At 73.6% G+C, this 24,022-nt stretch carries 22 protein-coding genes; 10 read left to right on the top strand and 12 right to left on the bottom strand.

Translation table 11 applies throughout. The annotated features are described in order from the left end of the window. The first annotated feature begins 102 nt into the window (after positions 1-102). Together ASG41_RS12210 and ASG41_RS23615 are read left to right on the top strand one after the other, a co-directional pair. A protein-coding gene (locus ASG41_RS12210) for an IS3 family transposase (RefSeq protein WP_157519334.1) occupies positions 103-1,271 on the top strand; the annotation gives its coding sequence in 2 pieces (ribosomal slippage) (positions 103-400 and positions 400-1,271; 1,170 coding nt in all). Positions 1,272-1,860: 589 nt separating this feature from the next. Continuing rightward, positions 1,861-2,439 carry a hypothetical protein gene (locus tag ASG41_RS23615; RefSeq protein ID WP_157519332.1) on the top strand — a complete coding sequence of 193 codons (579 nt, stop codon included), beginning with the start codon at positions 1,861-1,863 and terminating at the stop codon, positions 2,437-2,439. Between the two features lie 308 nt (positions 2,440-2,747). Here ASG41_RS23615 and ASG41_RS12205 read toward each other — a convergent pair whose 3' ends face one another. From ASG41_RS12205 to ASG41_RS12190, 4 genes are all read right to left on the bottom strand, one after another. Continuing rightward, positions 2,748-3,581, bottom strand: a complete 834-nt coding sequence (locus ASG41_RS12205) for a hypothetical protein (RefSeq protein WP_056294567.1) — start codon at positions 3,579-3,581, stop codon at positions 2,748-2,750. Between the two features lie 477 nt (positions 3,582-4,058). Further along, positions 4,059-4,691: a hypothetical protein gene (locus ASG41_RS12200; RefSeq protein WP_157519330.1), complete on the bottom strand. Its 633-nt coding sequence runs from the start codon at positions 4,689-4,691 to the stop codon at positions 4,059-4,061. Positions 4,692-4,705: 14 nt separating this feature from the next. Then, a complete protein-coding gene (locus ASG41_RS12195; RefSeq protein ID WP_157519328.1) occupies positions 4,706-4,924 on the bottom strand; it encodes a hypothetical protein in 219 nt (72 codons plus the stop codon). Positions 4,925-4,948: 24 nt separating this feature from the next. Continuing rightward, positions 4,949-6,952 carry a helicase-related protein gene (locus ASG41_RS12190; RefSeq protein ID WP_235564745.1) on the bottom strand — a complete coding sequence of 668 codons (2,004 nt, stop codon included), beginning with the start codon at positions 6,950-6,952 and terminating at the stop codon, positions 4,949-4,951. Between the two features lie 223 nt (positions 6,953-7,175). Here ASG41_RS12190 and ASG41_RS12185 point away from each other — a divergent pair, with 223 nt between their 5' ends. Continuing rightward, positions 7,176-8,213: a sensor domain-containing diguanylate cyclase gene (locus ASG41_RS12185; protein WP_056294558.1), complete on the top strand. Its 1,038-nt coding sequence runs from the start codon at positions 7,176-7,178 to the stop codon at positions 8,211-8,213. Continuing rightward, positions 8,210-9,259, top strand: coding sequence for a diguanylate cyclase (locus ASG41_RS12180; RefSeq protein ID WP_056294555.1), 1,050 nt, complete (start codon positions 8,210-8,212; stop codon positions 9,257-9,259). The genes ASG41_RS12185 and ASG41_RS12180 overlap by 4 nt, the downstream gene beginning before the upstream one ends. On the opposite strand, the gene ASG41_RS12175 is transcribed toward ASG41_RS12180, so the two are convergent. From ASG41_RS12175 to ASG41_RS12150, 6 genes are all read right to left on the bottom strand, one after another. Continuing rightward, on the bottom strand, positions 9,224-10,375 hold the full coding sequence (locus ASG41_RS12175; RefSeq protein ID WP_157519326.1) for an NAD(P)/FAD-dependent oxidoreductase: 1,152 nt from the start codon (positions 10,373-10,375) through the stop codon (positions 9,224-9,226). The two genes, ASG41_RS12180 and ASG41_RS12175, sit on opposite strands and share 36 nt — an antisense overlap. Before the next feature lie 17 nt (positions 10,376-10,392). Further along, positions 10,393-10,965: a TIGR00730 family Rossman fold protein gene (locus ASG41_RS12170; protein WP_056294552.1), complete on the bottom strand. Its 573-nt coding sequence runs from the start codon at positions 10,963-10,965 to the stop codon at positions 10,393-10,395. A gap of 112 nt (positions 10,966-11,077) precedes the next feature. Next, a complete protein-coding gene (locus tag ASG41_RS12165; RefSeq protein WP_056294546.1) occupies positions 11,078-11,545 on the bottom strand; it encodes a MaoC family dehydratase in 468 nt (155 codons plus the stop codon). Next, a complete protein-coding gene (locus ASG41_RS12160) occupies positions 11,542-13,083 on the bottom strand; it encodes a long-chain fatty acid--CoA ligase (RefSeq protein ID WP_056294542.1) in 1,542 nt (513 codons plus the stop codon). The genes ASG41_RS12165 and ASG41_RS12160 overlap by 4 nt, the downstream gene beginning before the upstream one ends. Then, entirely contained in the window at positions 13,080-13,943 is an 864-nt protein-coding gene (locus tag ASG41_RS12155) for an amidohydrolase family protein (RefSeq protein ID WP_082556875.1), read from the bottom strand. Before ASG41_RS12155 ends, ASG41_RS12160 begins: the two co-directional genes overlap by 4 nt. A 13-nt stretch (positions 13,944-13,956) precedes the next feature. Beyond that, positions 13,957-14,862, bottom strand: coding sequence for an SDR family NAD(P)-dependent oxidoreductase (locus ASG41_RS12150; RefSeq protein ID WP_056294535.1), 906 nt, complete (start codon positions 14,860-14,862; stop codon positions 13,957-13,959). A 79-nt stretch (positions 14,863-14,941) separates the two neighbouring features. On the opposite strand from ASG41_RS12150, the gene ASG41_RS12145 reads away from it, so the two are divergent. Next, positions 14,942-15,376, top strand: coding sequence for a MarR family winged helix-turn-helix transcriptional regulator (locus ASG41_RS12145; RefSeq protein ID WP_056294532.1), 435 nt, complete (start codon positions 14,942-14,944; stop codon positions 15,374-15,376). Between the two features lie 7 nt (positions 15,377-15,383). Here ASG41_RS12145 and ASG41_RS12140 read toward each other — a convergent pair whose 3' ends face one another. Continuing rightward, positions 15,384-16,253, bottom strand: coding sequence for a PaaX family transcriptional regulator C-terminal domain-containing protein (locus ASG41_RS12140; protein ID WP_082556820.1), 870 nt, complete (start codon positions 16,251-16,253; stop codon positions 15,384-15,386). A 162-nt stretch (positions 16,254-16,415) separates the two neighbouring features. Between ASG41_RS12140 and ASG41_RS23105 the strand changes: the two genes are divergently transcribed. Genes ASG41_RS23105 through ASG41_RS12115 form a run of 5 tightly spaced genes read left to right on the top strand, consistent with a single transcriptional unit; the run spans position 16,416 to position 22,807 of the window. Continuing rightward, on the top strand, positions 16,416-17,978 hold the full coding sequence (locus ASG41_RS23105; RefSeq protein WP_082556819.1) for an ATP-binding cassette domain-containing protein: 1,563 nt from the start codon (positions 16,416-16,418) through the stop codon (positions 17,976-17,978). Next, positions 17,975-18,868, top strand: a complete 894-nt coding sequence (locus ASG41_RS12130; protein ID WP_056294529.1) for a branched-chain amino acid ABC transporter permease — start codon at positions 17,975-17,977, stop codon at positions 18,866-18,868. Before ASG41_RS23105 ends, ASG41_RS12130 begins: the two co-directional genes overlap by 4 nt. After that, a complete protein-coding gene (locus ASG41_RS12125) occupies positions 18,861-20,000 on the top strand; it encodes a branched-chain amino acid ABC transporter permease (RefSeq protein ID WP_056294526.1) in 1,140 nt (379 codons plus the stop codon). Before ASG41_RS12130 ends, ASG41_RS12125 begins: the two co-directional genes overlap by 8 nt. Continuing rightward, entirely contained in the window at positions 19,997-21,259 is a 1,263-nt protein-coding gene (locus ASG41_RS12120) for an ABC transporter substrate-binding protein (protein WP_056294524.1), read from the top strand. Before ASG41_RS12125 ends, ASG41_RS12120 begins: the two co-directional genes overlap by 4 nt. Positions 21,260-21,262: 3 nt before the next feature. Then, the gene (locus ASG41_RS12115; protein WP_056294521.1) at positions 21,263-22,807 is read left to right on the top strand and encodes a class I adenylate-forming enzyme family protein; all 1,545 of its coding nucleotides are present in this window, start codon (positions 21,263-21,265) and stop codon (positions 22,805-22,807) included. Between the two features lie 127 nt (positions 22,808-22,934). On the opposite strand, the gene ASG41_RS12110 is transcribed toward ASG41_RS12115, so the two are convergent. Then, positions 22,935-24,008 carry a type IV toxin-antitoxin system AbiEi family antitoxin domain-containing protein gene (locus tag ASG41_RS12110; RefSeq protein ID WP_056294517.1) on the bottom strand — a complete coding sequence of 358 codons (1,074 nt, stop codon included), beginning with the start codon at positions 24,006-24,008 and terminating at the stop codon, positions 22,935-22,937. Positions 24,009-24,022 lie beyond the last annotated feature (14 nt).

The raw sequence follows: 24,022 nt of genomic DNA, 5'->3' as shown, positions 1-24,022 counted from the left end.
CTGTGTAGTGACTGAGTCGCGCAGCCGATCACATGGGACTGCCCCGGGTTCGGTTGACTCCTTGCCTGTGAGACCTCGGGTCTCGCTGGAAGGATCAGAAGCGTGCCCAAGCCGTTCCCGCCGGAGTTCCGGCGCGACGTGATCGCCGTGGCCCGCAAGGGCGAGGCCTCGGTCTCCCAGGTCGCTCGTGACTTCGGGATCTCGGAGTCCTGCCTGCAGCGCTGGCTGAAGATCGCCGACCGAGAAGACGGACTCGCCCCACCTGCCACCGCAAGCGACCGTGGCGGAGGCGGCGCAGCGGACGCCCTGGAGCTGCGCGAGCTGCGGARGCGGAACAAGTTGCTCGAGCAGGAGAACGAGATCCTGCGCCGGGCCACGGCCYACTTMGCCCGCGATGTGCTCYCAAAATGACCTACCCGCTGGTCCACGAGCTTGCCGCGGAGAAGATCCCCGTCGCGGTGACCTGCCGGGTGCTGGGCTTCTCCAAGCAGGCCTACTACGCCTGGCGCAAGAACCCGGTCAGCCAGCGGGACTGGGACGACGCGCACCTGATCAACGCCGCGATCGACATCYACGCCGACGACCCAGCCTTCGGCTACCGGTTCATCGCCGACGAGCTCCGCGAGCAGGGCATCCCCGCAGGTGAGAACCGGGTCGCCCGGCTGYGTTCGCAAGAACGTATCTRRTCCATTTTCGCCAAGAAGCGTGGCCTGAACCGCAAGGCCGGCCCACCGGTGCACGACGATCTGGTCGACCGAAAGTTTATCGCCACCGGCCCGAACATCACGTGGCTGACCGACATCACCGAGCACAACACCGCCGAMGGCAAGCTTTACCTCTGCGCGATCAAGGACGTCTACTCCGGTCGGATCGTCGGCTACTCCATCGACTCCAGGATGAAGGCATCCCTGGCCGTAGCGGCACTGCGCAACGCCATCGTGCGCCGAGACCCCGTCGGCACCGTGGTCCACTCCGACCGCGGCAGCCAGTTCCGGTCCACCGCCTTCGTCCGCACCCTCAAGAACAACGGCCTCGCCGGCTCCATGGGCCGCGTCGGAGCCTGCGGGGACAACGCCGCCATGGAGTCCTTCTTCGCGCTACTGCAGAAGAACGTGCTCGACCGGCAGCGCTGGGCAACCCGGGAGGACCTGCGGCTGGCGATCATCACCTGGATCGAACGGACCTACCACCGCCGACGCCGACAACGCCGACTGGGACGCCTCACACCCATCGAGTACGAGACACTCCAACTGGCCGCTACCGCGGCTTGATAACCACACCCGACGAGTCAACTGAAGTCGGGGCAGTCCCCGTGCTCTTCCGATCTCATCACCTGGATCGAACGGACCTACCACCGCCGACGCCGACAACGCCGACTGGGACGCCTCACACCCATCGAGTACGAGACACTCCAACTGGCCGCTACCGCGGCTTGATAACCACACCCGACGAGTCAACTGAAGTCGGGGCAGTCCCTCTCGACGCTGGGCCTGCTGAAGCGTCAACTCCGCCGGGCACTCAAGCGTAGAGAGAAGCAGGCCCGCGCCGACGAGTCTGAGCAGGAGAAGCGCAGACGACAGGAGTCCTCCATCGAGGCCCTCCAGTTGCAGGCACTCGGTCGGACTCATGCCGAAATCGCCGCCGCGCTAGAGATGCCGGCACTCGTGTGGAGAATGTTGCCTCACCTTGGCGTGCCACCCCTGATTCTCTCTAGGCGTCAACCGCTGAGACCAAGCGCAGTACTCTCAGCCTGTGGTTCTCGCTTCCGTTGATGCGCCCGCCGTACCCTTTTGGCTGCAAGTAGCGACCGTCGTGGTGGCTCCTATCTTGGCGCTGATTGGTGTCGGTGTTGGTGCCGCTATGCAGACCAAGGCTGCCCGTCGAGCAGCCTTGAGATCCGAGCGGCGACAGGCATACTCCGCGTTCACGCGTGCGGCGAATGAGTTCAACTTCCTCATGGGGACCCGTGCCACGACTGCGGCGCGAACTCGTAATGGAGAACTGCTGCTTTCGCTGTTAGCGGATCTGCGCGAGAAGATGGCGACCCTTGAAAACGCCCGAGTCGATGTGGATCTCCTCGCCTCCAAGGAGGTCAGCGACTCATCGCATGAGATGCTAGGCGTGGCTTCCACGGCCTTTGCTCTACTGGCGCGATCGCTCGATCCCGACTCCGACTTCGACAGGGAGCAGTGGCAAAGGATGACCAGTGCGGGACTTCAGGCCATCATGAAGTTCCGGAATGCCGCCCTAGAGGATCTTGGAGTCCCTCGGCGTGACCGTAAGCGGGCGCCGCTTCGGGAGTGGAGTTCGACCGACTTCGCAAGAGTGCAACGAGAAGTGGAGACGCTGGCCGGGCCCGGTCCCCGCCCAGCGTCGGAGCCCCTTGGCTCCGACGCCTCCACGGAGTCCTTGGCACGCGGGGGAGATGCGCCCGACTGATCGAGGGTCCAGTGGGACGCGCCAAGTCAGCGCGCCTCAGTAGGTACTCACTCCGCTCGAAAGCGAGGCATGCCCGGCATGCGGACGTCCAATGCACCTCTGGCTGCGCTGGACGACCGGCCAGTCCGCTGCGCTCATCGGGCACCCCGGCTGTGAGGCGATCCCGCCCTCCGGAGACGACGGCGGCCCGTACTGCCTGTGGGCCGATGGCCATCCGGGCAAGCACTCAACCGGAGATGAGCGCTTGTAACCCCTGGTGACAGACGGTCGTGTCAGGTGCCCGCTTAGAGGCGGACTGGCTGAACGGTTCAGGGAGCGATAAGGCGGCGCAGGAAGTCGCGGACCAGGGTCTCAACGCTCTCTCGGCTGCGGAGGTCCTCGACGAGGATGTGCGCGACGAGCCGCACGCCTGCGTTCTGGAGGAGCCGGTCGCGCTGTGCGTCGGCGCCGAACCGGCCGTGGTGCTTGGGGCCGTCGACCTCGATGACTCCGACCCGGCCGCGGTAGGCGATGAGGAAGTCGGGGGTTAGCGTCATGTCGCGGGTGCGTGCGCCCGGGAGCGGGGCGATGAGGATTGTGTCGCCCGGAGTTAGGTCGCGCTGGATGTCCCGGAGGACCGCGTAGACCCGGTGCTCCTCGTTGTTGGTGAGGAAGAGGCCGTCCTCGGCGATGCGGCCGGGCTCCAGACGGACCTTCCGCGCCTGGTTGTTGGGCTGCTCGGCGGCCAGGTCCCGCATCAATGCCTCGCGCCACCCCTCCCCCACGGTCGGCAGGACCTCGCGGATGCGGATGTAGTCGACCTCGGCGGCACTCTCGTGATCCCGGATAACGTCGAGCGCGCTCTTGATCTCGGAGGTGCGCTCCTCAGTGAACCTCGGCAGCAGATAGGACTCCACGTCGAGGACGGCGACGATCTCCTCGTCGCTGTCCCCCCAGCCGCCGCTGGAGCGGTACTGGTAGGTCAGCGCCTGCACGTCGAGCATCAGCGCAGCGGCGGAGTCCTGTCCACGGCCGTGCAGGAGCGTGGCGACTTGTCCGATGGTGCGCTCGCCTCGGATCCGTTCGGCGTCGGCTTCGGAGTGCCCATAACCAACGGGGTCGTCGAGGATCTGATCCCACGTCGCGGGCTGCTCGGTCGTCATGGCGGCGACTATGACATCGCCTGCCGACACTGTTTCCGATCTAGATGCGGGGTGTCGCCTACCCGTGATACGTAGGCCGGTGGCCGTCGACCTCGCATCTCTGGGGGGCAGCGCGGCACGGATTCAGGGACGGCGCGTCGTTGCATCCTGACATCCCCGCCCGGCGCCGTAGGGGGCCCGCGCCTCTGGCGCGTGCTGACGGCGACGTGCGGTATAGGTCGGGTGATCGGGGGGATACGAGGCCGGTGCGCTGACAATGCGCTGACACCGGACGCGTCCGTCGGCGACCGTCGGCGACCCGTCACCCCCCTGGTGATCAGGAAATGCGTCCTTGGGCGACCCGGGGCGACGGTATGCGTCCCATGTCTATGGGCCTTGAAAACCGCTAGGGGTGAAAGCTCCTCGAGGGTTCGAATCCCTCGCCCTCCGCCACTGACGACACGGCCCGGTCGCCGGGATCGTGGCCGGGCCGAGGGCTCAGCCCAGGGACCAGTACGAGGCTTCGCCCGAGGTGATCGTGGGCTGGTACGTCACCTTGACCTTGGAGGTGCCCACCGCGTCGGCGGGGGAGGCGTCCAGGCACTCCTGCCACGTCACGGGCTGCCCGGGTGCGGGGACGGCCACCGCGGGCTCCCGCAGCTCCGAGGTGCCGTCGCACCCGGAGACGCCGGGGAGGGTCTCACGCTGCGGACCGACGAGGTCGACGACGAACGAGCCGGCCACGACCGGGAGGGAGCTGGCCTCGACGCCCTCGGTGACGCTGACGGACAGGGTGACCAACACCAACCGGCCGTTGGCCGACGCGACCCCGGGGACCAGGGCCGCGACCTCGGCCGCAGCGTCGAGGTCCACCGCGTCGACCGTCACGGTGAACCCGCCGTCGAAGGGGACGGCCTGACCGACGGGGTACCCGTCGACCCGGGGGTCGGTCGCCACGGGTGCTGCCGGGACGGAGATCCGGGGGCTGATCGGCGCGGCCGCCGACGTCGACGCCGCCGTGGACGTCGACGTGGCCGGGGTGGCGGCGTCGGACGTGGACGAGGCGGTGGCGCACCCCGCGAGGACGAGCAGCGTCGCCGCCGCCATCGGGGCCAGGGTCAGCAGACGCATGCCCACAGCATGACTCAGGGCGCTGGGCGCAGGTCCTCCACCTTGATGACGCGGCTCGCCGGGTAGGCGCTGACCACGGTCTGGCCGTTGGTCGTCGTCTGCACGTGGGTGAAACCGTCGCGCAGGACAACCTGCCGGTCGGCGAGGACCGCGATCTGGTTGCCCGACCCCACCGGGGCCAGGTAGACGGTGCCCAGCAGGACAGGACCGAGGCCGAGATCGGTGAGGTTCACGTCCAGCATTCTCCCCGCCCCCGGTCAGCGTGCCCCGGTCGGTCCGCCCCCCGAGCGTCCACGGCGCCGGTGCTTGGGCCGGTCCGAGGGCGGCGGCCCGCCGTCGGAGCCGCGGCCGCGGTCGGCGCGGTCGTGCGCCTTGGGGTCCTGTCGGCCACCGGCGCCGACGTCGGACTTGCGGGGCTTGCGCCCCCCGGTCGCCCCACCAGCGGACGACGCGGCGGAGGCGCCGGTGCGACCACGTCCGCCGCCGCCACCGGAACGGCCCCGGGCCGGCGCGTCGGACCGGGACGGCTCGCGCGGGGGACGACGGTCCCCGGTGGCCGGCCGGCCGGCCGGCCGGGTGCCGCAGTCGCGGCAGGTGGTGAACCAGGGCGCGATGCCGGCGCCGCACTGGGTGCAGCGGGCGGCGGTGGACAGCGTGATGGCCTCGGGCAGCAGCTCGGTGATCCGGGCCGCGCACTTCTCCTCCACCCGGGCGGCGTCGTCACTGGTCAGCCCGGCGACGCCGGGGAACGAGCGCAGCAGCGTCTGGGCCTCGCGGGCCTGCGCGGCGGCCTGCTCGAACTCCTGCACGGCGCCGCCGCTGGGCAGCGCGGGCAGCACCAGGTCGCGGCTGACCTGGAGCCCGGCCTCGTGCTGCAGCGCGGCACGCGCGAGGGCCAGCCAGCGCACCCGGCGCGGCGGGTCGTGGTCGATGGCCAGGTTGATCAGCCGCCAGACCGTCCACAGGTCGGTCGCCAGCGGGCCGCGCAGCATCGGCAGCAGCGCCTGCACCCGGATGATCAACCCGGTGACGTCGTCCGGCGTCATCGCCTCGGTCTTGGTGGCCGTGCGGGCCCACAGCGACCAGCGGGTCAGCGCCTCGGGCAGGTCGACGGCCTCGAAGGCGCCCAGGTCCTCGAGCTCGGGGCGCAGCCGGGGCTTGCGGTTGGGCAGGTCGCTCATCACGTCGCCGCGGGCCACGGCGGCACCGGCGACGACGAGGGCGGGCACCGGCCGCAGGCCCTGCACCCCACCGAGGACGCCGACCTGGCCGTGCCCGGTGAGCCCGTAGCGACCGGCGCGGCCGGCGATCTGGGCGGCCTCCCAGGTGCGCAGGGGACGCAGTTCGGTGCCGTCGTACTTGGTGGTCTCGGCGAAGAGCACCGTCGTCGCCGGCACGTTGATGCCGTGCCCGATGACGTCGGTGGTGACCAGCACCTGGAGCTCGCCGCGGGTGAAGCGGTCGATGACGTCGCGCCGGGTGGCCGGGGGCAGCGCGCCGTAGAGGACGCCGACCTTGCCCGGGCGGTGCGGGTCCAGCTGCGCGGCGACGGCGTAGACGGTCTTGCGGGAGAACGCGACGACGAGGGTCTGCTCGCGGACCTGGGCGGGCTTCACCGGCGCGTGCAGCACGTCCAGGCGGGACAGCCGCTTGTGGTTGACCACCACGACCTGCTCGGCGTCGGCGACCAGCGGGCGCAGCAGCAGCAGCGCCTCGGCGGCGGAGATCAGGTGCATCTCGCGGTACTCGCCCGTCAGCAGCAGCCGGGCCCAGTGGTGGCCGCGGTCGGGGTCGGCGACCCAGTGCGACTCGTCGAGGACCAGCAGGTCACCGCGGGAGGGTGCCTTCTCCACGGTGCAGCAGACGATCGGCGCCTGCGGGTCGATCTCCTCCTCACCGGTGGACAGACCGACCGTGCCGGCGGGGAGCTGGGCCGAGAGCTTGGCGTAGGCCTCGTGGGCGAGCTGGCGCAGCGGTGCCGCGTAGACGCCGGAGCCGGCGGCCGCGAGGGCCTGCAGCGACTCGTAGGTCTTGCCCGAGTTGGTCGGGCCCAGGTGGAACACGACGTGCTCGGGCCGGGTGGTGCGGACCGGCAGCGCGGGCTCGGCGCCGTCGACCCAGGTCTGCTGGGCCCGTCGCTCGTCGCGGGCCTGGGTCTTCTCGGCGGCCTTCTCCGCGGAGCGGGCGGCGGCCTTGGTGGCCGTGCGCTGCGCGGGGGTGCGCACCCGGCGGCGGGACGCGGGGGAGGGAGGAGGTGTCACGGTGTCCTTCGGGTGTGCAGGCCCTCCGGTGGGCGGGGCCTCGGGTGTGCGGAGCATCGGGTTCGGGGGGTCGGCGCAGGACTGCGCTCGGGACCTCGCCCGGCACAACCGCGGCGACCGCGGATCTGTGCCCACGTCCACGGTCCCACACCGGGTACCCCCGCGGGGTGAGGACGCCGGACGGCGCCCTCAGCTGGGCGTCCGTGGTGCCGATGACCCGGTCGTGCTGCTGCCTGCCTCCCTGCGTGCCCGCGAACCCGCGGCGGCTGCGCGTGCCTCCGTGCTGGTGGTCGTGGCGGCCGCCGTCGTCACCGCGTGGTCGGCCTTCCTGGACCCCAGCAACGCCGGTCTGGTGAGCCAGGTCGGGTGCTGGAGCGTGGTCGCGGTGCTGCTGGCGTCGGCCCTGACCTGCCGGACCGGGGACCCCGTCCGACTCGACGCCCACGGGGTGCTGCTGCTGGTCCCGACCGCCGGCGCCCTCGCGGTGAACGCGCTGAACCTGCTCACCCGGGACACCTCGGCCGCGGCCCAGGTCTTCCTCGTCCTGCCCGTCCTGCTCGCCGCCACCCAGCTGCGCGCCCGGGGCGCCGTGCTGGTCACGGCCGTGGCGATCGGCGGGAACGCCGTCGTCGTCGCACTGCTGCAGCCGGTCGTGGACGGCCTCGGCGACATCGTCTTCGTCGGCGCCGCGATGGCGACGGTGACCGCGGTGCTGGTGCAGGCCGAGGACCGCAAGGAACGGCTGATGGCCGCCCTGGAGGCGCAGGCCTCGGTCGACACGCTCACCGGCCTGGTCACCCGCCGGGTCTTCGACGACGCCCTGAGCCACGCCCTGGCCACCCGCGCCGACGGCGCGGCCCTGGTGCTGGTCGACGTCGACGGCTTCAAGCAGGTCAACGACGGCCACGGCCACCTCGCCGGGGACGACGCCCTGGTGCACCTGGCGGCCGTGCTGCGCGCCAGCATCCGGACCACCGACAGCGTGCTGGGCCGCATCGGCGGCGACGAGCTGGCCGTGGTGCTGCCCGGCTGCACCGTGGAGACCGCGGTGGAGCGCGCCGAGGAACTGGTCCGGGCGGTGCGGGCCGCGCCGCTGACCCTGGTGGACGGGACCATGCTGGCGTTGAGCGTGAGCGTCGGGGTGGCCCAGGCCGCCGCGGCGGGGACCGGGCTGCGCGAGCTGTACGCGGCGGCCGACGCCGCCCTCTACGAGGCCAAGCGCGGCGGCCGGGACCAGGTCTCGGCCGGGGCCCGGCTGTGAGCCGCGGCCTGCCCGCGGGTCTGCGCGCCCGCCAGCCGGCGGGCGCCGCCCGGGTGTCGGCCGGACTGGTCGCCTTCAGCGGCCTGGTGCTGGTGCCGTGGGCGCTCGTCGCCCCGCCGCAACTGGCCCCGGGCCCGATGACGGCCTTCGTCGTCCTCGGCCTGGGCATGGTCGCGGCAGCGGTCGGCATCCTCCGGGCGGACCCCGACCGGCTGGACCGGGCCGGCGTGCTGCTCCTGGTGCCGACGCTGGGCGCCGTCGCCAACGGCGTCTCCAACCTGGCGACGGCGGACTCCTCCGCGGCCGCCCAGGTCTTCCTGGTCGTGCCGGTGCTGCTGGGGGCCACCCAGCTGCGCGGGCCCGGCGCACTGCTCACCACCGGACTCGGGGTGCTCTCCAGCGGCACCGCCACCGTGCTGGTCGACCCCTCGGCGCAGGGCGTCACGGACGCCGTCGTCGTGGGTGCCGCCATGGTCGCCGTCACCGTCGCGCTGGTGTGGTCGGCGGACCGGCGCGAGCGGGCCTTCGAGGCACTGCACGTGCAGGCCACCGCCGACGGGCTCACCGGCCTGCTCCGGCGCCGGGCCGTGGACACCGCGCTGGGCTCGGCCCTGGCGCAGGGCCAGGTCGCGGTGCTGATGGTCGACGTCGACGGCTTCAAGCAGGTCAACGACGAGCACGGGCACCTGGTCGGGGACGACGCTCTGGTGCACCTGGCCGACGTCGTCCGCACCCAGGTGCGGCGCACCGACTGCGTGGTCGGCCGCCTCGGCGGGGACGAGCTGGTCATGGTGCTGCCCGGGTGCGCGCCGGACCGGCTGGCCGAGCGGGCCGCGGACCTGGTGGCCGCCGTCCGCCGCTCTCCGCTGCTGCTGCCCGACGGCCGGCTGCTGCCGCTCACCGTCAGCGTGGGCGGCGCGCACGCACCCTCCGACGCCCTGGACCTGAAGGGCCTCTACCGCGCCGCGGACGACGCGCTCTACGCCGCCAAGCGGGCCGGTCGCGACCGGTCAGAGATCGCCGCCGGCACGCGCCTGCCCGCCTGAGACGGCACCCGGGTCGCCCAGCCGCCGTCCCGCGCCCAGCAGGGTGCGCCCGGTCAGCCGGCCGTCGGCCAGCCCCAGCGCGACGACGTCGTCGAACACCCGCTGGTCTCGGTGGGCGGCGGCGAACACCGCGTCCATCACCCGCGGCCACCGGCTGACCCACGACGCGACGGTCGAGTGCCGCAGGTGGGTGCCCAGCCGTCCCTGCAGGGCCGTGCGGAACACCCGGCCGGCGTCGGCGCCGTGGGCCGCGGCGGCGCCGGCGAACGCCCCGGACAGCACCGCGTAGAAGATGCCCTCACCGGTCATCGGGTTGATCAGCGACTGGGCGTCCCCGGCCAGCAGCACCCGCCCGTCGGGCAGCCGCGGCCGGCCGGTGGACAGCGGCAGCCGGTGCGCCCGCAGCCCGGTCGGCTCCACGCCGGGCAGCAGCCGGTGCAGGCCCTCCAGCAGCCCGGCCCGGGTCGCCCCGCCGCTGACCAGCTCCCCGTAGCCCACGTTGGCCCGGCCGTCGCCGATCGGGAAGGACCAGGCGTAGGCCGGCCAGCGCTGCTCGGTGGTGGTGATGACCTGCACGCCCGGGTCGCCGGCCGGGGCGTACCCGCGCAGGGCGATGGCCAGCCGGTCCGGGCGGTTCGGGGCGATGCCCAGCGCCCGCCGGACGACGGACTCCGCGCCGTCCGCGCCGACCAGCACCCCGGCGGTGAGCACGCCGTCGACGTCCACGCCGTCCGGTCCGGAGGTGACCCGGCGGACGGTGTGCCGGCGGAACTGCGCCCCGGCGGCCAGCGCGGCGTCGAGCACCCGGCCGTCCAGCACCGCCCGGGGGACGACGACCGCCGGCCGGTGCATCGTGCGCTCCACCGTCCGCCCGGACGGCGAGGTCAGCCGCAGCCGGGGGACCGCCGGGTACCCGTCGGTGACCGCGTCGACGTCGACGCCGAGGGCGGCCAGCACGTCCAGGGCCTCGGGGGCGACGCCGTCACCGCAGACCTTGTCCCGTGGGAACCCCGACCGGTCCAGGACCAGCACCGATGCCCCGTGCCGGCGGGCGGCCAGGGCGGCGGCCGCCCCGGCGGGGCCGCCGCCGACCACGACGACGTCGAAGGACTCCACGTCCCGACGGTAGGTGGTCAGCCCTGGGCCGGCTTGGCCCACTTGCGCTGCGGGTGCTGGTAGCCGGCGACGAACTCCAGCAGGGCGTCGGCGCTGTGCACCACGCCCAGGGCGTCCAGGCGGCGGCCGTCCAGGTAGCCGTCGTCGACCATCCGGCGCAGCTGGGTGACCAGCGGCTGCCAGAAGTCGTCGACGTCCAGCAGCAGGGTGGGCTTGGCGTGCAGGCCGAGCATGCCCCAGGTCCAGGCCTCGAAGAGCTCCTCGAGGGTGCCGGCGGCGCCGGGCAGGGCGACGAAGGCGTCGGCGAGGTCGGCCATCGCGGCCTTGCGCTCGTGCATGGTGCCGACCACCCGCAGGTCGGTCAGCCCGGTGTGGGCGAGCTCGTCGTCGACCAGGTGCTGCGGGATGACCCCGACGACCTCGCCGCCGGCGGCCAGCGCCGCGTCGGCGACCACGCCCATCAGCCCGGCGCGCCCGCCGCCGTAGACGATCCCGACGCCGGCCCGGGCCAGGGACTCGGCGAACGTGGCCGCGGCGTGCTGGTGGGACGGCGGGCCGGACTGGGACCCGGTGAAGACGGCGATGCGCATGCCGCCATGGTGACGTGCTGGAACGGCCTGGCTGCAGGGTCCCACGCCGCGCGGAGCGCGACCAGGGCCCCACGCCGCGCGGTGCGCGACGTGGGGGGCAGCAGGCCGTTCCTCAGGAGGCGGGGGCGCCGTACGCGCGGGTGACCCACTCGGCGATGCAGACCGGCTTGTCGCCGCCCTCGCGCTCGATGACGACCGAGATCGTGTTCTGCACCCCGCCGGCGACCTCCTCGACGGACTTCAGCGTGGTCGTCGCCCGCACCCGCGAGCCGACCGGGACCGGCGCGGGGAAGCGGACCTTGTTGAGCCCGTAGTTCACGCCCATGACCGCGTCGCTGATCGTGTACGTCGCGGTGGCCAGCGGGACGGCCAGCGAGAGGGTCATGAACCCGTGGGCGATCGGCCCGCCGAAGGGGCTCTCGGCCTTGGCCCGCTCGACGTCGACGTGGATCCACTGGTGGTCACCGGTGGCGTCGGCGAAGGTGTTGACCGCCTCCTGGGTGATCTCGTACCAGTCGCTGGTGCCCAGCTCGGTGCCCTGGAGGCCGGCGATCTCGGCGATCGTCGTGGTGGTGGTCATGCGTCACTCCTCGGTGAGTACGTGGATCTCAGGTCGGGCTTGCGGATCTTGCCGGTGGCGGTCTTGGGCAGCTCGGTCACGAACCGCACCTGCTTGGGCACCTTGAACCCGGCCAGCTTCTCCCGCAGCGCGGCGCGCAGCGCCTCGGGGTCCTGCACCGCCCCGGGGGTGGGGACGACGACGGCCAGGCCGATCTCGCCCCAGTGCGGGTCCGGCACGCCGATGACGGCGACCTCGGACACCTCCGGCAGCTCCAGCATCGTGGACTCCACCTCGGCCGGGTACACGTTCTCCCCGCCCGAGATGATCATGTCCTTGTACCGGTCGCGGATGTAGAGGTAGCCGTCCGCGTCGGTGGAGCCGGCGTCGCCGGAGTGGTACCAGCCGTCGACCAGCACGGCGGCGGTCGCCTCGGGGGCGTCCCAGTAGCCCTGCATCAGGTTGGGGCCGCTCAGCAGCACCTCGCCGACCTCACCGGGGTCGCACTCCGTGCCGTCGGGCCGCACCACCTTCAGGTCGACGAAGAACTGCTGCTTGCCGGCCGAACCGACCTTGGCGACGGCGTCGGCGCTGTCCAGCACCGTGCCGGCCGGGGCGGACTCGGTCATGCCGTAGGCCTGCTGCACGGTCACCCCGCGGTCCAGCCAGGTGCGCAGCAGCGGCAGGGGCAGGGGCGCGCCGGCGGCGGCCACGGTGCGCAGCGCGGTGAGGTCCAGCGTGCCGAAGCCCGGCTGCTTGCTCATCGCGTCGAGCATCGTGGCGACGGCGAAGAACGAGGTCACCCGCTGCTCGGCGACCACCTGCAGGGTGGCGGCCGGGTCGAACCCGCGGACCAGGACGACGCACCCACCGCGCAGCAGGGTCGGGTTGACCGAGCCGTTGAGCCCGCCGATGTGGAACAGCGGGGCCAGCCCGAGCGTGCGCTCGTCGCCGGTGAAGTCGAACCCGAGCACCTGGTTGAGGCAGGCCCAGGTCATGTTGCCGTGGGTGAGGGTCGCGCCCTTGGGCTTCCCGGTGGTGCCCGAGGTGTACATGACCAGGCAGACGTCGTCGTGCGTGACGGCCTCGTCCCGGCGCACCGGCTCGGCCGCCGCGACCAGTGCCGGCCAGTCCAGGGAGGCGGCGCCACCCTCGAGCGGCGCCTCGGCGGCGGCCCAGTGCGCGACGCCGGGCAGCTGCTCGGCCAGGACGTCGGCCGTCGTCCCGTGCTCGCGGCCGTGGACGACGACCGAGGCACCGGAGTGCTCCAGGACGTACCGGGCCTCCGGGGGCGAGAGCCGGGCGTTCACCGGCACCCACACCGCGCCGAGCTGGCCGCAGGCGTAGAGCAGGTGCAGCGCGGTGGGGTGGTTGGCGCCCAGCCAGGCGACCCGGTCACCCCGGCGGACGCCGAGGTCGTGCAGGGCCCCCGCGGTGCGCCGGACCTGCAGGGCGAGGTCGCGGTAGGTCGACGTCGTCCCCTCGAACCACAGCGCCGGCTTCTCCGGGGAGATCGCCAGCCGGCGCTCGGGCCAGGACCCGAGGCCCTGGTCCCTCACCGGAGCCCCAGGGCCCGGATCGCGTTCTCCTTGAAGATCAGCGGCTTGACCTCGGGCTTGATGTCCAGGGTCTCGAAGTCGGCCATCCAGCGTTCCGGCCGCAGCAGCGGGTAGTCCGACCCGAAGAGCACCTTGCGCTTGAGCAGGCCGTTGGCGGCCTTGACCAGCTGCGGCGGGAAGTACTTCGGCGACCAGCCCGACAGGTCGATGTAGACGTTGGCCTTGTGCGTGGCGATGGAGATCGCGCTGTCCTGCCAGGGCACCGAGGGGTGCGCCATGATGATCGTGAGGCCCGGGAAGTCGGCGGCGACGTCGTCGAGCAGCATCGGGTCGGAGTAGCGCAGCTTGATCCCGCGCCCGCCCGGCAGGCCCGCGCCGATCCCGGTCTGCCCGGTGTGGAACAGCGCCGGGACGCCGAGGCTCTGCAGCTCCTCGTAGAGCGGGTAGACGGCCCGGTCGTTGGGCTCGAAGGCCTGGATCGAGGGGTGGAACTTGAACCCGCGGACGTCGTGCTGCTCCACGAGCTTGCGGGCCAGCGCGACGCCCTTGGCCCCGCGGGCCGGGTCGACCGAGCCGAACGGGATGAGGACGTCGGGGTGCTGCGCTGCGAGGTCGGCGATCTCCTCGTTGCTCAGCGCCGGGTGCCCGGTGGCGTGCTCGATGTCCACGGTGAACACGACCGCGGCCATGTTCTTGGCCCGGTAGTCGGCGGCGATGTCCGGGACGGTGGGGTCGTAGGGGTCGCCCTTGAAGTACTTCGACGCCGCCTCGTTGAGCTCGTCGTCCAGGGCCAGGTGGCCGTGGGTGTCGGCGTGCACGTGGGTGTGCACGTCGATGGCGACCAGGGCGTCGAGGTCCAGCTGCAGGGCCATCTCAGGACTCCGGCTCGAACTGCTGGCCGACGGTCTGCTTCGAGGCCTCGAACGCCGGGCCCCACACGTCGGCGATCGCCTCGGCCGACCAGCCGGTGCCGTCGGCGAACTCCACGACGGTCTCCACCGGGTGGGTCCACAGCGCCAGCCGGTCGCCGCCGATCCCGATGGCCTGCCCGGTGATCCCGGCCGCCTCGTCGGAGGCCAGGAAGGCGATCAGCCCGGCGACGTCCTGCGCCGAGCCGAAGCCCAGCTGCTTGCGGGCGTAGGGCGGCAGCGGGTCGCCGTTCTTGAGCGCGGTCACGTAGGGCTCCAGGAAGGGCACTGTCTCGGTCATCGCGGTGGCCGCGACCGGGACGACGGCGTTCACGGTGATCTGCGCCCGGGCCAGCTCCATCGCCCAGGTGCGCACCATGCCGACGATGCCGGCCTTGGCGGCGGCGTAGTTGGTCTGGCCGAAGTTGCCGACCTGGCCGGTGGGGGAGCCGATGCAGATGATGCGGCCGCCCTCGCCCTGCTCGCGCAGCTTGATCGCTGCAGCCCGGGTGCAGGTGAAGGTGCCGCGCAGGTGCGTGGTGACGACGGCGTCGAACTGCTCGTCGGTCATCTTCCACAGCGTGGTGTCGCGCAGGATGCCGGCGTTGTTGACCAGCACGTCCAGCCGGCCGAACTCGGTGACGGCGCGGTCGACCAGGGCCTGGGCGGCCTCGCTGGAGCCGACCGGCACGACCTCGGCGACGGCGCTGCCCCCGGCGGCGGTGATCGAGTCCACGGCGGCCTGCGCGACGTCGCCGTCGACGTCGTTGACGACGACGGCCGCCCCGCGGCGGGCGAGCTCCTGGGCGTAGGCGAGGCCGAGGCCCCGGCCGGATCCGGTGACGACGGCGACCTTGCCGGTCAGCTCCACGGGTTCTCCTCATCGAGTGGTGGGTGGTCCGCGGACCGTAGGGCGGTATCGTGGAGGTTGTCAACGATGGAGGTGTGCCATGGGTCAGCCGCTGGCCGACGACCTGGGTTTCCTGCTGTCCCGCGCCAGCGGGCTCGTCGTCCGGGCCACGAACACCGCCCTGGCCGAGCACGGGCTGCGGGTCCGCCAGTACTCGGTGCTGGTGCTGGCCTGCGAGTCCGACGACGGCTCGACCCAGCGGGAGCTGGCCGCGGCGCTGGGCCTGGACCCCTCCCAGGTCGTGCTGCTGGTCGACGAGCTGGAGACCGGCGGGCTGGTCGAGCGCCGTCCGGACCCGGCCGACCGGCGCACCCGGCTGGTGGTCGCCACGGCCGCGGGCTGGCGGGTCCGGGAGGCCGCGGGTGCTGCGGCGGACGCGGCGGTGGAGACCCCGCTGGCCCTGCTCGGGGAGGCCGAGCGGGAGCGGCTGCGGGACATGCTGACCCGGATCTGGAGCGCGGCGGCCCCGGGCTGAGGGGGGTTCAGACCGTCCGGCCGGCCGCTCGCAGCGCGCGGTGCAGTGCAGCGGTGGCGGCGGGCTCGAGGGCGTCGAAGACCCGCCGGTAGGTCGCGGTGCTGGCCGCGGCCGGCCAGTCCTCGCCCAGCACCGACCCCGGCAGGCCCGGGTCGGTGCGCAGCAGCGCCAGCCAGTCCGCACCCAGCAGGGTGAGCTGGGCCAGCGACCCCGAGACCCGCGGCGGACGGCCCCAGGTCTCGACGAATGCGGTGTGCGCGGCCCGCACGGCCGGCACGTCCCAGGCCCGGTGCACCAGCGCCCCCACGTCGGTGCCCGGCAGCACCCGGGCGGCGAAGGCGTCGGCCAGCCCGGCGGCCTCGGCCAGGTCCGAGCGGCCCAGCACCGCGGCGACGTCGACGGTGCCCGGGGCGATCCACAGGCCGTCGCGCAGCCCGCCGAACCCGGCCCAGGTCAGCCGGGACCGCACCCGGTGTCGCAGGTCCCGGCGGCTCTCGGGCACCGAGTAGCTCAACAGCGTCCACTCGCCCTCGGGGTGGCTGAACGGCGCGGCCGACGCCACCCGGGCCTCGGCCTCGCGCAGCACGTCCTGGGCCAGCGGGGTCAGCGCGTACTCCGCGGTCCGGCCCACCTGGGTGCGGCCGAGCAGGCCGCGCTGGGTCATCCGCTTGAGCGTGGCGCGTCCGGCGGCCTCGGCCACCCCGAGGTCGGCGAGCAGGTCCAGCAGCGTCGAGGAGGGCAGTGGCGGCAGGCCGGTGTCCAGCACGACCGCGCCCAGGATCGACAGCAGCAGCGACTGCGGCCGGTGCCCGACGGCCGGGCCGGGGGTCACCGAGGCCTCGAAGGCGTCGTCCACCGCGTGCAGTGCCCCGCCCATGTCGACCTCCCGGTGTCGTGCCGATCCCAGCACAGTCGTCCCGGGTGTCGGCAAAGCTAGACACTTGCTTGACGTACGTCGACTGGTTCTCTAACTTCTGCGTGACCTGGACCACGGCACCGTTGCCGTCCGTGGTCCGCCCGGCCGACCTGGAGGACGTCGATGTCCCCGCCCCTGCTCACCGTCGAGCACCTCGACGTCGTCTACGACGGCACCATCACCGCGCTGTCGGACGTCTCGCTGACCGTGGGCGAGGGTCAGGTCGTCGCGGTGCTGGGCTCCAACGGGGCGGGGAAGACCTCGCTGCTGCGGGCGGTGTCCCGCGCCCTGGACTCCTACGGCGGCAGCGTCACCGGCGGCACCGTGCGGTTCGCCGGGGAGGACCTCGCCGGGCTGGACACCGCCGCCGTCGTCCGCCGTGGGCTCGTCCAGGTCCCCGAGGGACGCCGGGTCTTCCGCGACCTGACGGTGGCGGAGAACCTGCGCGCCGGCGGCTACACCGTCCGCGACGCCGCAGCCCGCGCCGAGGCCCGGGACCGGGTGTTCGACCTCTTCCCGATCCTCGCCGAGCGCCGCGACCAGCCCGGCGGCCTGCTCTCCGGCGGCCAGCAGCAGATGCTGGCCATGGGCCGGGCGCTGATGGTGTCCCCGCGCCTGCTGCTGCTCGACGAGCCCAGCCTGGGGCTGGCCCCGCTGCTGGTCGACCAGATCGGCGAGATCGTCACCGAGATCAACCGGCAGGGCACCGCCGTGCTGCTCATCGAGCAGAACGCGGTGATGGGCCTGCGGGTCGCCGACGCCGCCTCCGTGCTGGAGATCGGCCGGGTGACCGCGTCGGGCCCGGCCGCCGAGCTGGCCGCCAGCGACGAGGTGCAGGAGCGGTACCTGGGCGTCGCCGTCCCGGTCGTGGCCACCGAGGTGGTCGGGAGCGAGCCGGCGATCCCGACCGCCGAGCCCCCGCAGCGGCTGCGGGTCGAGGGCCTGACCGTGCGCTTCGGCGGGATCACCGCGCTGTCGGAGGTGTCCTTCACCGTCGAGCCCGGCACCGTGCACGCCCTCATCGGCCCCAACGGCGCCGGCAAGTCCACCCTGGTCAACGTCCTGGGCGGGGCCTACCGGGCCACCGAGGGGGCGGTGCACTACGGGGACGCCGAGCTGACGGCGCTGCCCGCGCACCGGGTCGCGGGCCTCGGGGTCGCCCGCACCTTCCAGAACATCTCCCTCGCCCTCGAGGACACCGTCGAGGACAACCTGCTGGTCGGCCGGCACCGGCTGATGCGTGCCGGGGTGCTGTCCGGGGCGTTCCGCTCCCCGCGGGCCCGCCGGGAGGAGCGCGAGCACCGGGAGACCGTCGCCGGCATCGCCGAGCTGCTGGGCATCGGCGCGCTGCTGCGCACCCCGGTGCACACGCTGGCCTACGGCGACCGCAAGCGGGTCGAGATGGGCCGCGCGCTGGCCGCACGGCCCTCGCTGCTGCTGCTCGACGAGCCGGTCGCCGGGATGACCCACGGGGAGAGCCAGGAGATGGCCGAGACCATCCGCCAGGTCCGCCGGGACCTGGGCCTGTCGATCGTGCTGGTCGAGCACGACATGCCCTTCGTCATGGGGCTGGCCGAGCAGGTCACCGTCCTGGACTTCGGCAAGAAGATCGCCGAGGGGACCCCGGCCGCCGTGCAACGCGACCCCGAGGTGCTGCGGGCCTACCTGGGAGCGGCTGCGGCATGAGCTACCTCCTCGAGCAGGTGCTCAACGGCCTGTCCTACGGCCTGGTGCTCAGCCTCATCGCCGCCGGGTTCGCCATCGTCTTCACCTCCACCGGGGTGCTGAACTTCGCGCACGGCTCCGTGGTGCTGCTGGGCGCCTACCTGGTCGCCGTGCTGCACCCGACGATCGGCTTCTGGCCCGCGGTGCTCGTCGGGATGGCCGGCTCCGCGGTCACCGGGGTGCTGATCAACGCCGTCCTGGTGCGCAATCTGGCCGACCGCAAGCCCGACACCGCGGCGATCCTCATGCTGGGCGTCGACATCGTGCTGCTCACCGAGCTCACCCGGCGGATCGGCAACCAGGTGCTCACCCTGGGCGCGCCGTGGGGCGCCTCGGTGGTCCGGTTCGGCGACGTCTCGCTGCCCACCGGGCGGGTGCTGGCCGCCGGCGTCACGGTCGTGGCCTTCGCCGGGCTCTGGTACCTGTTCAGCCGCACCGACCTGGGCGTGGGCATGCGCGCCGCGGCCGCCGACGGGCCGACCGCCTCGCTGATGGGCATCCGGCTCTCCCGGACGGCGGCCACCGGCTGGGCGCTGGCCGGTGTGCTGGCCGCCGTCGCCGGGGTCTTCCTGACCTCCTTCCCGGCACCCGGGGTCGCCCCCACCGTCGCGCTCAGCGCCTTCGCGGCCATCCCGGCCTGGGTGCTCGGCGGCTTCGACTCGGTGCCCGGCGCCGTCGTCGGCGGCCTGGTCATCGGCCTGACCAGCGCACTGGTCACCGGCTACGAGGCCGAGCTGGAGCCCTTCCTGGGCACCGGCTTCGGCGAGGTCGCGCCCTACGTCGTCATGATCGTCGTCCTGCTCGTGCGGCCCTCGGGCCTGCTGGGCAGCAAGGAGGCCGTCCGTGTCTGAGCTCCCGCGCAAGGCCGGCGGGGCGGTGCTGGTGCTCGTCGCCCTCGCGCTCCCGCTGGTGCTCAGCGACTTCTGGCTGCAGACCGGGCTGTTCGTGATGGCCGCGGCCATCGGCGCCGTCGGGCTGACCCTGCTGGTCGGCGTGGCCGGGCAGCTGTCCCTGGGGCACGCGGCGTTCGCCGCGATCGGCGCCTACGTCTACGCCTACACCACCGGGGAGACGACGACGTCGGTCACCGGACTCGGGCTGCCGCCGGTGCTCGGCCTGGTGCTGGCCGTCGGCGTCGCCGCGCTGGTGGGGGCCGCGTTCTCCCCGGTCGCCGGCCGGCTGCGGGGCATCTACCTGGGCCTGGCCACGCTGGGGCTGGTCTTCGTCGTCCGGCACCTGCTGGTCAACCTCTCGGACTGGACCGGCGGGTTCACCGGCCGGTCGGTCGAGTCCTTCGCGCTCGGCGGGTTCAGCTTCAGCAACCGCGACCCCGACTACCTGGCCGTCGCCGGCGTCGAGTTCGAGGGCCTGCACCGGCTCTGGTACCTGTTCCTGGTCCTCGCCGTGGCCGCCTGCTGGCTGGCGTCGAACCTGCGGGCCGGGCGCACCGGCCGGGCCTGGGCCAACGTCCGGGACTCCGAGACCGCCGCGGCCGCGATGGGCGTCGGCGTGGCCCAGGTCAAGGCCTCGGCGTTCGTCGTGTCCTCGGGCTACGCCGGCCTCGCCGGGGCGATGCTCGCGCTGGCCTACGGCCGGGTCGCCCCCGACGTCTTCGGGCTCACCGCGTCGGTCGACTTCCTGGTGATGATCGTGCTCGGCGGGCTGGGCTCGGTCACCGGCGCCGTCGTCGGCGCGCTCTTCGTCACCGCGCTGCCGCTGGTGCTGGCCCAGTACAGCTCCGCGCTGCCCTTCCTGGCCGCCCCCGGCTCCGGCGGCCTGGACCCCTCGACCGCCTCCCGGATCGTCTACGGGCTGGCGATCATCGCCGTCCTGGTGTTCCTCCGCGGCGGCCTGGCCGGCGCCGCCCGCCGGCTGCGGCAGCGCACCTCCACCCCTGCCGCACCCCCCGCACCCCGCACCCCCGATGACGGCGACCGCCCGGTCGCCGTCACCACCCCCCGGTCGAAGGAGACCACCCGATGAAGCACCTGCCCCGCGCCTCCGCGCTGTCCGCCGCGGCGGTCACGCTCCTGGCCCTGGCCGCCTGCAGCACCACGGCGCCGTCCGCCGAGGGCGGCGGCGGGTCCGACGACGTCGCCACCGGCAACGGGGTGACCGACTCGGAGATCACCATCGGGATGCTCACCGACCTCTCCGGGCCCTTCGCCGCCGGTGCCGCGGTGCAGGTGACCGAGACCCAGGCCTACTGGGACCAGGTCAACGCCGACGGCGGGGTGTGTGGCCGCGACGTCACCGTGGACGTGCAGGACCACGGCTACGACCCGCAGCGCGCGGTGACCCTCTACCGCTCGATGGCCCCCGACGTCATCGCGCTGCAGCAGGTGCTCGGCGGCCCGACCAGCTCCGCGGTGCTGCCGCTGGCCGAGCAGGACGACGTCTACGTCGGCGGCGTCGGCTGGGCCGGCTCCGCGCTGGCCTACCCGAACAACCAGCTGCCCGGTGCCTCCAACGCCGTCCAGGCCGCGAACGCCGTGGACTACATGCTCGACGAGCTGGGCGTCGCCGAGGGCTCGAGCATCGGCGTCGTCTACTTCGCCGGCGACTACGGCGGGGACTCCCTGGCCGGCGCCGAGCACGCCGCCGAGGAGCGCGGCGTGGAGATCGTGGCCCAGGAGATCACCTCGCAGACCACCGACCTGTCCGCGCAGGCCTCCGCGCTGGCCCAGGCCGACGTCGCCGGTGTCGTGCTCGCCGCCGCGCCCACCCAGTTCGCCTCGCTGGCCGGCGTGCTGTCCTCGCAGGGCGCCGACGTCCCCATCATCGGGATGAACCCGACGTTCAACCCCTCGCTGCTGACCACCCCGGCCGCCGACGCGTTGCTGGCCAACGCCTACTCGATCACCAGCATCTCGCCCTACGCCAACACCGACGCCCCCGGCGTCCAGGCCGCCAACGACCTGTACGCCGAGGCCGACCCGGACGGCGCCGTGGGCTGGGAGGTCCCGCTGGCCTACGTGCAGGCCGAGCTGCTCAAGCAGGCGCTGGACGGTGCCTGCGAGTCCGGCGACCTGACCCCCGAGGGCGTCGTCGCGGCGCTGGGCGAGAGCTCCTCGGTCGACACCGAGGGCCTGCTGCCCGACGGGCTGGACTACTCGAACGCCGGTCAGTCGCCGACGACGACGGTGTTCATCTCCAAGGTCAGCGCGGACGCCGACGCCGGCCTGGAGCTGCTCGACCAGGTCAGCGGCCCCAGCGCCGAGTCCTTCTCCTACGGCGGCTGAGCGGTGCCCGCGCTCGTGACCAGCGAGCTGCGGGCCCGGGCCGTGCACCTGGCGGAGGACGTCGTCGGCGACGTCCTCCGCCGGGCCGCCCGGCAGGGTCCCGACGACGTGCTGCTGCGCACGCCCGGGACCGGCGAGAGCTGGACGGCGGCGGAGCTGCTGGCCGACGCCTCGGCGCTGGCCGCCGGGCTGCTGGAGCTGGCCGCGCCGGGGGACCGCATCGCCACCTGCCTGGGCAACGGCCCGGCGCCGGTGCTGGTGCAGCTCGGGGTCGCACTGGCCGGGATGACCCTGGTGCCGGTCAACCCGCGGTCCCGCCCCGCCGAGGTCGCGCACGCGCTGGGCCTGGCCGGCGTCCGGCTGGCTGTCGCCGCCGAGGACGTCGCCGGCAACCCGGTCGCCGACCTCTGCGCCGCGGTCCAGGGCGTGCGCGTGCTGCGGGTCGGGTCCGACTGGCGGGCCGCGCTGCCGTCGGCCGTGCCCGGCCGGCTGCCGGTCGTGGACCCGCAGACCCTCGCCCAGGTGCAGTTCACCTCCGGCACCACCGGCCGGGCCAAGGGCGTGCGGATCACCCACGCCGGGATGGTCGCCACCGGGGCGGCGTTCGCCGACCGGTTGGGACCCACCGCCGGCCGGGTCTGGTGCAACCCGATGCCGCTGTTCCACACCGCGGGCAACGTGCTCGGCGTGGTCGGTGCGCTGTGGGCGCGGGCCGAGCACGTGGTGCTGCCCTTCGCGCCGGACCCGGTGCTGGAGGTGCTGGCCGCCTGCCGGGTGACGATGCTGTCGGCCGCGCCGACCCTGCTGGACCTGCTCGCCTCCCGCGGCGTGCCCGACCTGCCCGACCTCGCGGTGCTGTTCACCGGCGGGATGACCGTGACCCCCGCGTTCGTCGACCGGGTGGAGACGGCGTTCGGGGCCCGGCTGTCGACCACCTTCGGGATGACCGAGACGTGCGGTGCCGTGCTGCAGACCGCACCCACCGACCCCGACGACGTCCGGGCCGGCACCGTGGGCGCCCCGCTGGCCGGCACCGAGGTCCGCGTCGCCGGCCCCGACGGTGCGGTGCTGCCGCCGGGCACGCCGGGGGAGCTGTGGGTCCGCGGCGAGCGGATCACCCGCGGCTACCTCGACGACCCGGTCGCCACCGCCGAGGCCATCGACCCCGAGGGCTGGCTGCACACCGGGGACCTCGCCGAGATGTCGTCGGCCGGGCACTGCCGGGTCGTCGGCCGGCTCAAGGACGTGCTCAAGACCGGCGGGGAGAACGTGTCCCCCGTCGAGGTCGAGGAGGTGCTCGTCGCGCACCCCGGCGTCGCACTGGCCGCCGTGGTGGGCGCCCCCGACCCGCGGTGGGGTGAGCTGGTGGTCGGCTTCGTCGTCCCCACCGGTGCCGACGTCGACCCCGCCGAGCTGGACGCCTGGTGCCGCGAGCGGCTGAGCCCCTTCAAGGTGCCCCGCCGCTGGCACCTGGTGGACGAGCTGCCGACCACCGCCTCGGGCAAGGTGCAGCGCGCCCAGCTCCGGGCCGCCGCCGCACGCGCCTGACTGACCCCCCGCTGCCAGCTGGCTCAACGTCCGGTTCCCCGGGTCGACCCAGGGGACCGGATGTTGCGCCGCGCCGTGCCGCGGCTCGACGTCCGGGCGCGCGGGGGTGCCTGGCGGCCCGGCGCGCTCACCGCAGGCTCAGCTCGTCCGAGACGTGGCCCAGCTCGACACCGTGCGGGACGGCGGAGGCTGCCCGCACCTGCTCCAGGGTCCGAGGGACGGCGCGGAAGGTCCGAGTGACCGGACCGGCCAGGGCCAACGCCCGACGGATCTGCTGCTCGCTGGCGTCCCACCCGGTTCCGAGGTCGTCGTCCACCAGCCGGACGAACCGCACCCCGTGAGCCCGGAGCAGGTCCTCGCGCCGCTTCTCCAGGAACAGCACCTGGGTGGGGCCGGACTCGAAGCGGGGCGAGACGTACTTGGACCGGCCGTCCAGCTCCACGGCCAGCGCCTGGTCCTCGTACCAGCCGTCAGCGACCTTGACGAGCCGGTCCCCGAGCCACAGCTCGACCTGAGGGAGGAAGGCAGGGAGGCCGGCGGCGTGGAAACGCAGCCGCCCCTTGGTCTCCAGCCAGCTCTCGGCGCGGCCGTCGGCCAGCTCCACGGCGCGGCGCGAGCGGGGGATGCGCGGGACGACGGCCTGACGCTCCAACGTGCGGGCGAGCTCGTCCGACGTCGTCAGCCCCCGGCGCAGCGCGTCGTCCACAGCGGCCACCGCGTCGATCTCGGACCAGGAGCGGGCGACGTCGACCAGGGTCCGCGCCGGGGTGGTCACCGGGTAGACGCCCCGCGTCGTCACCTCGTCCGTGGGCAGCCTCGCCCGGCCCATCGTCCAACCCCGTCCGGACCGCCAGCGGAGAGGGTCGGTCAGCCGGACGGTGCGGGGCGCCCGGGCCGGCAGCGGGAGCCCCCACACCCACGCCGCCGTGTCGTGGGAGAGCACGCAGCTGTCCCGGCCGAGGGAGGTCAGGACCGCCAGCGCGTCGAGGCCCCGCACCCGTCCGGACGACGACACCTCCTCCAGGTGGGCCGCCGTCACGAAGCAGCCGGTGCGCAACCGGACCCACGTACGCCGACGCACCGCGGTGCGCACCTCCCGCTCCGAGACACCGGCGGCAGCGAGGTCCTCGGTCGTGAAGAGGCCCAGGCGGACGACGGACGGGGCTCGGACGGTCCAGGGGACGGCGAGTGGAGTGGTCACGAGCGCATCGTCGG

It is taken from the genome of Modestobacter sp. Leaf380 (assembly GCF_001424485.1).
In the GTDB taxonomy this organism is placed as follows: domain Bacteria; phylum Actinomycetota; class Actinomycetes; order Mycobacteriales; family Geodermatophilaceae; genus Klenkia.
Note: the sequence above shows the minus strand (reverse complement) of the source record. Positions and strands in the feature narration are given on the sequence as shown.

Bases quoted from the DNA above. Each gene is read 5' to 3' on its own strand.
- ASG41_RS23615 (WP_157519332.1), top strand. From the start codon at position 1,861: ATGCAGACCAAGGCTGCCCGTCGAGCAGCCTTGAGATCCGAGCGGCGA.
- ASG41_RS12205 (WP_056294567.1), bottom strand. From the start codon at position 3,581: ATGACGACCGAGCAGCCCGCGACGTGGGATCAGATCCTCGACGACCCC.
- ASG41_RS12200 (WP_157519330.1), bottom strand. From the start codon at position 4,691: ATGCGTCTGCTGACCCTGGCCCCGATGGCGGCGGCGACGCTGCTCGTC.
- ASG41_RS12170 (WP_056294552.1), bottom strand. From the start codon at position 10,965: ATGCGCATCGCCGTCTTCACCGGGTCCCAGTCCGGCCCGCCGTCCCAC.
- ASG41_RS12165 (WP_056294546.1), bottom strand. From the start codon at position 11,545: ATGACCACCACCACGACGATCGCCGAGATCGCCGGCCTCCAGGGCACC.
- ASG41_RS12145 (WP_056294532.1), top strand. From the start codon at position 14,942: ATGGGTCAGCCGCTGGCCGACGACCTGGGTTTCCTGCTGTCCCGCGCC.
- ASG41_RS12140 (WP_082556820.1), bottom strand. From the start codon at position 16,253: ATGGGCGGGGCACTGCACGCGGTGGACGACGCCTTCGAGGCCTCGGTG.
- ASG41_RS23105 (WP_082556819.1), top strand. From the start codon at position 16,416: ATGTCCCCGCCCCTGCTCACCGTCGAGCACCTCGACGTCGTCTACGAC.
- ASG41_RS12130 (WP_056294529.1), top strand. From the start codon at position 17,975: ATGAGCTACCTCCTCGAGCAGGTGCTCAACGGCCTGTCCTACGGCCTG.
- ASG41_RS12120 (WP_056294524.1), top strand. From the start codon at position 19,997: ATGAAGCACCTGCCCCGCGCCTCCGCGCTGTCCGCCGCGGCGGTCACG.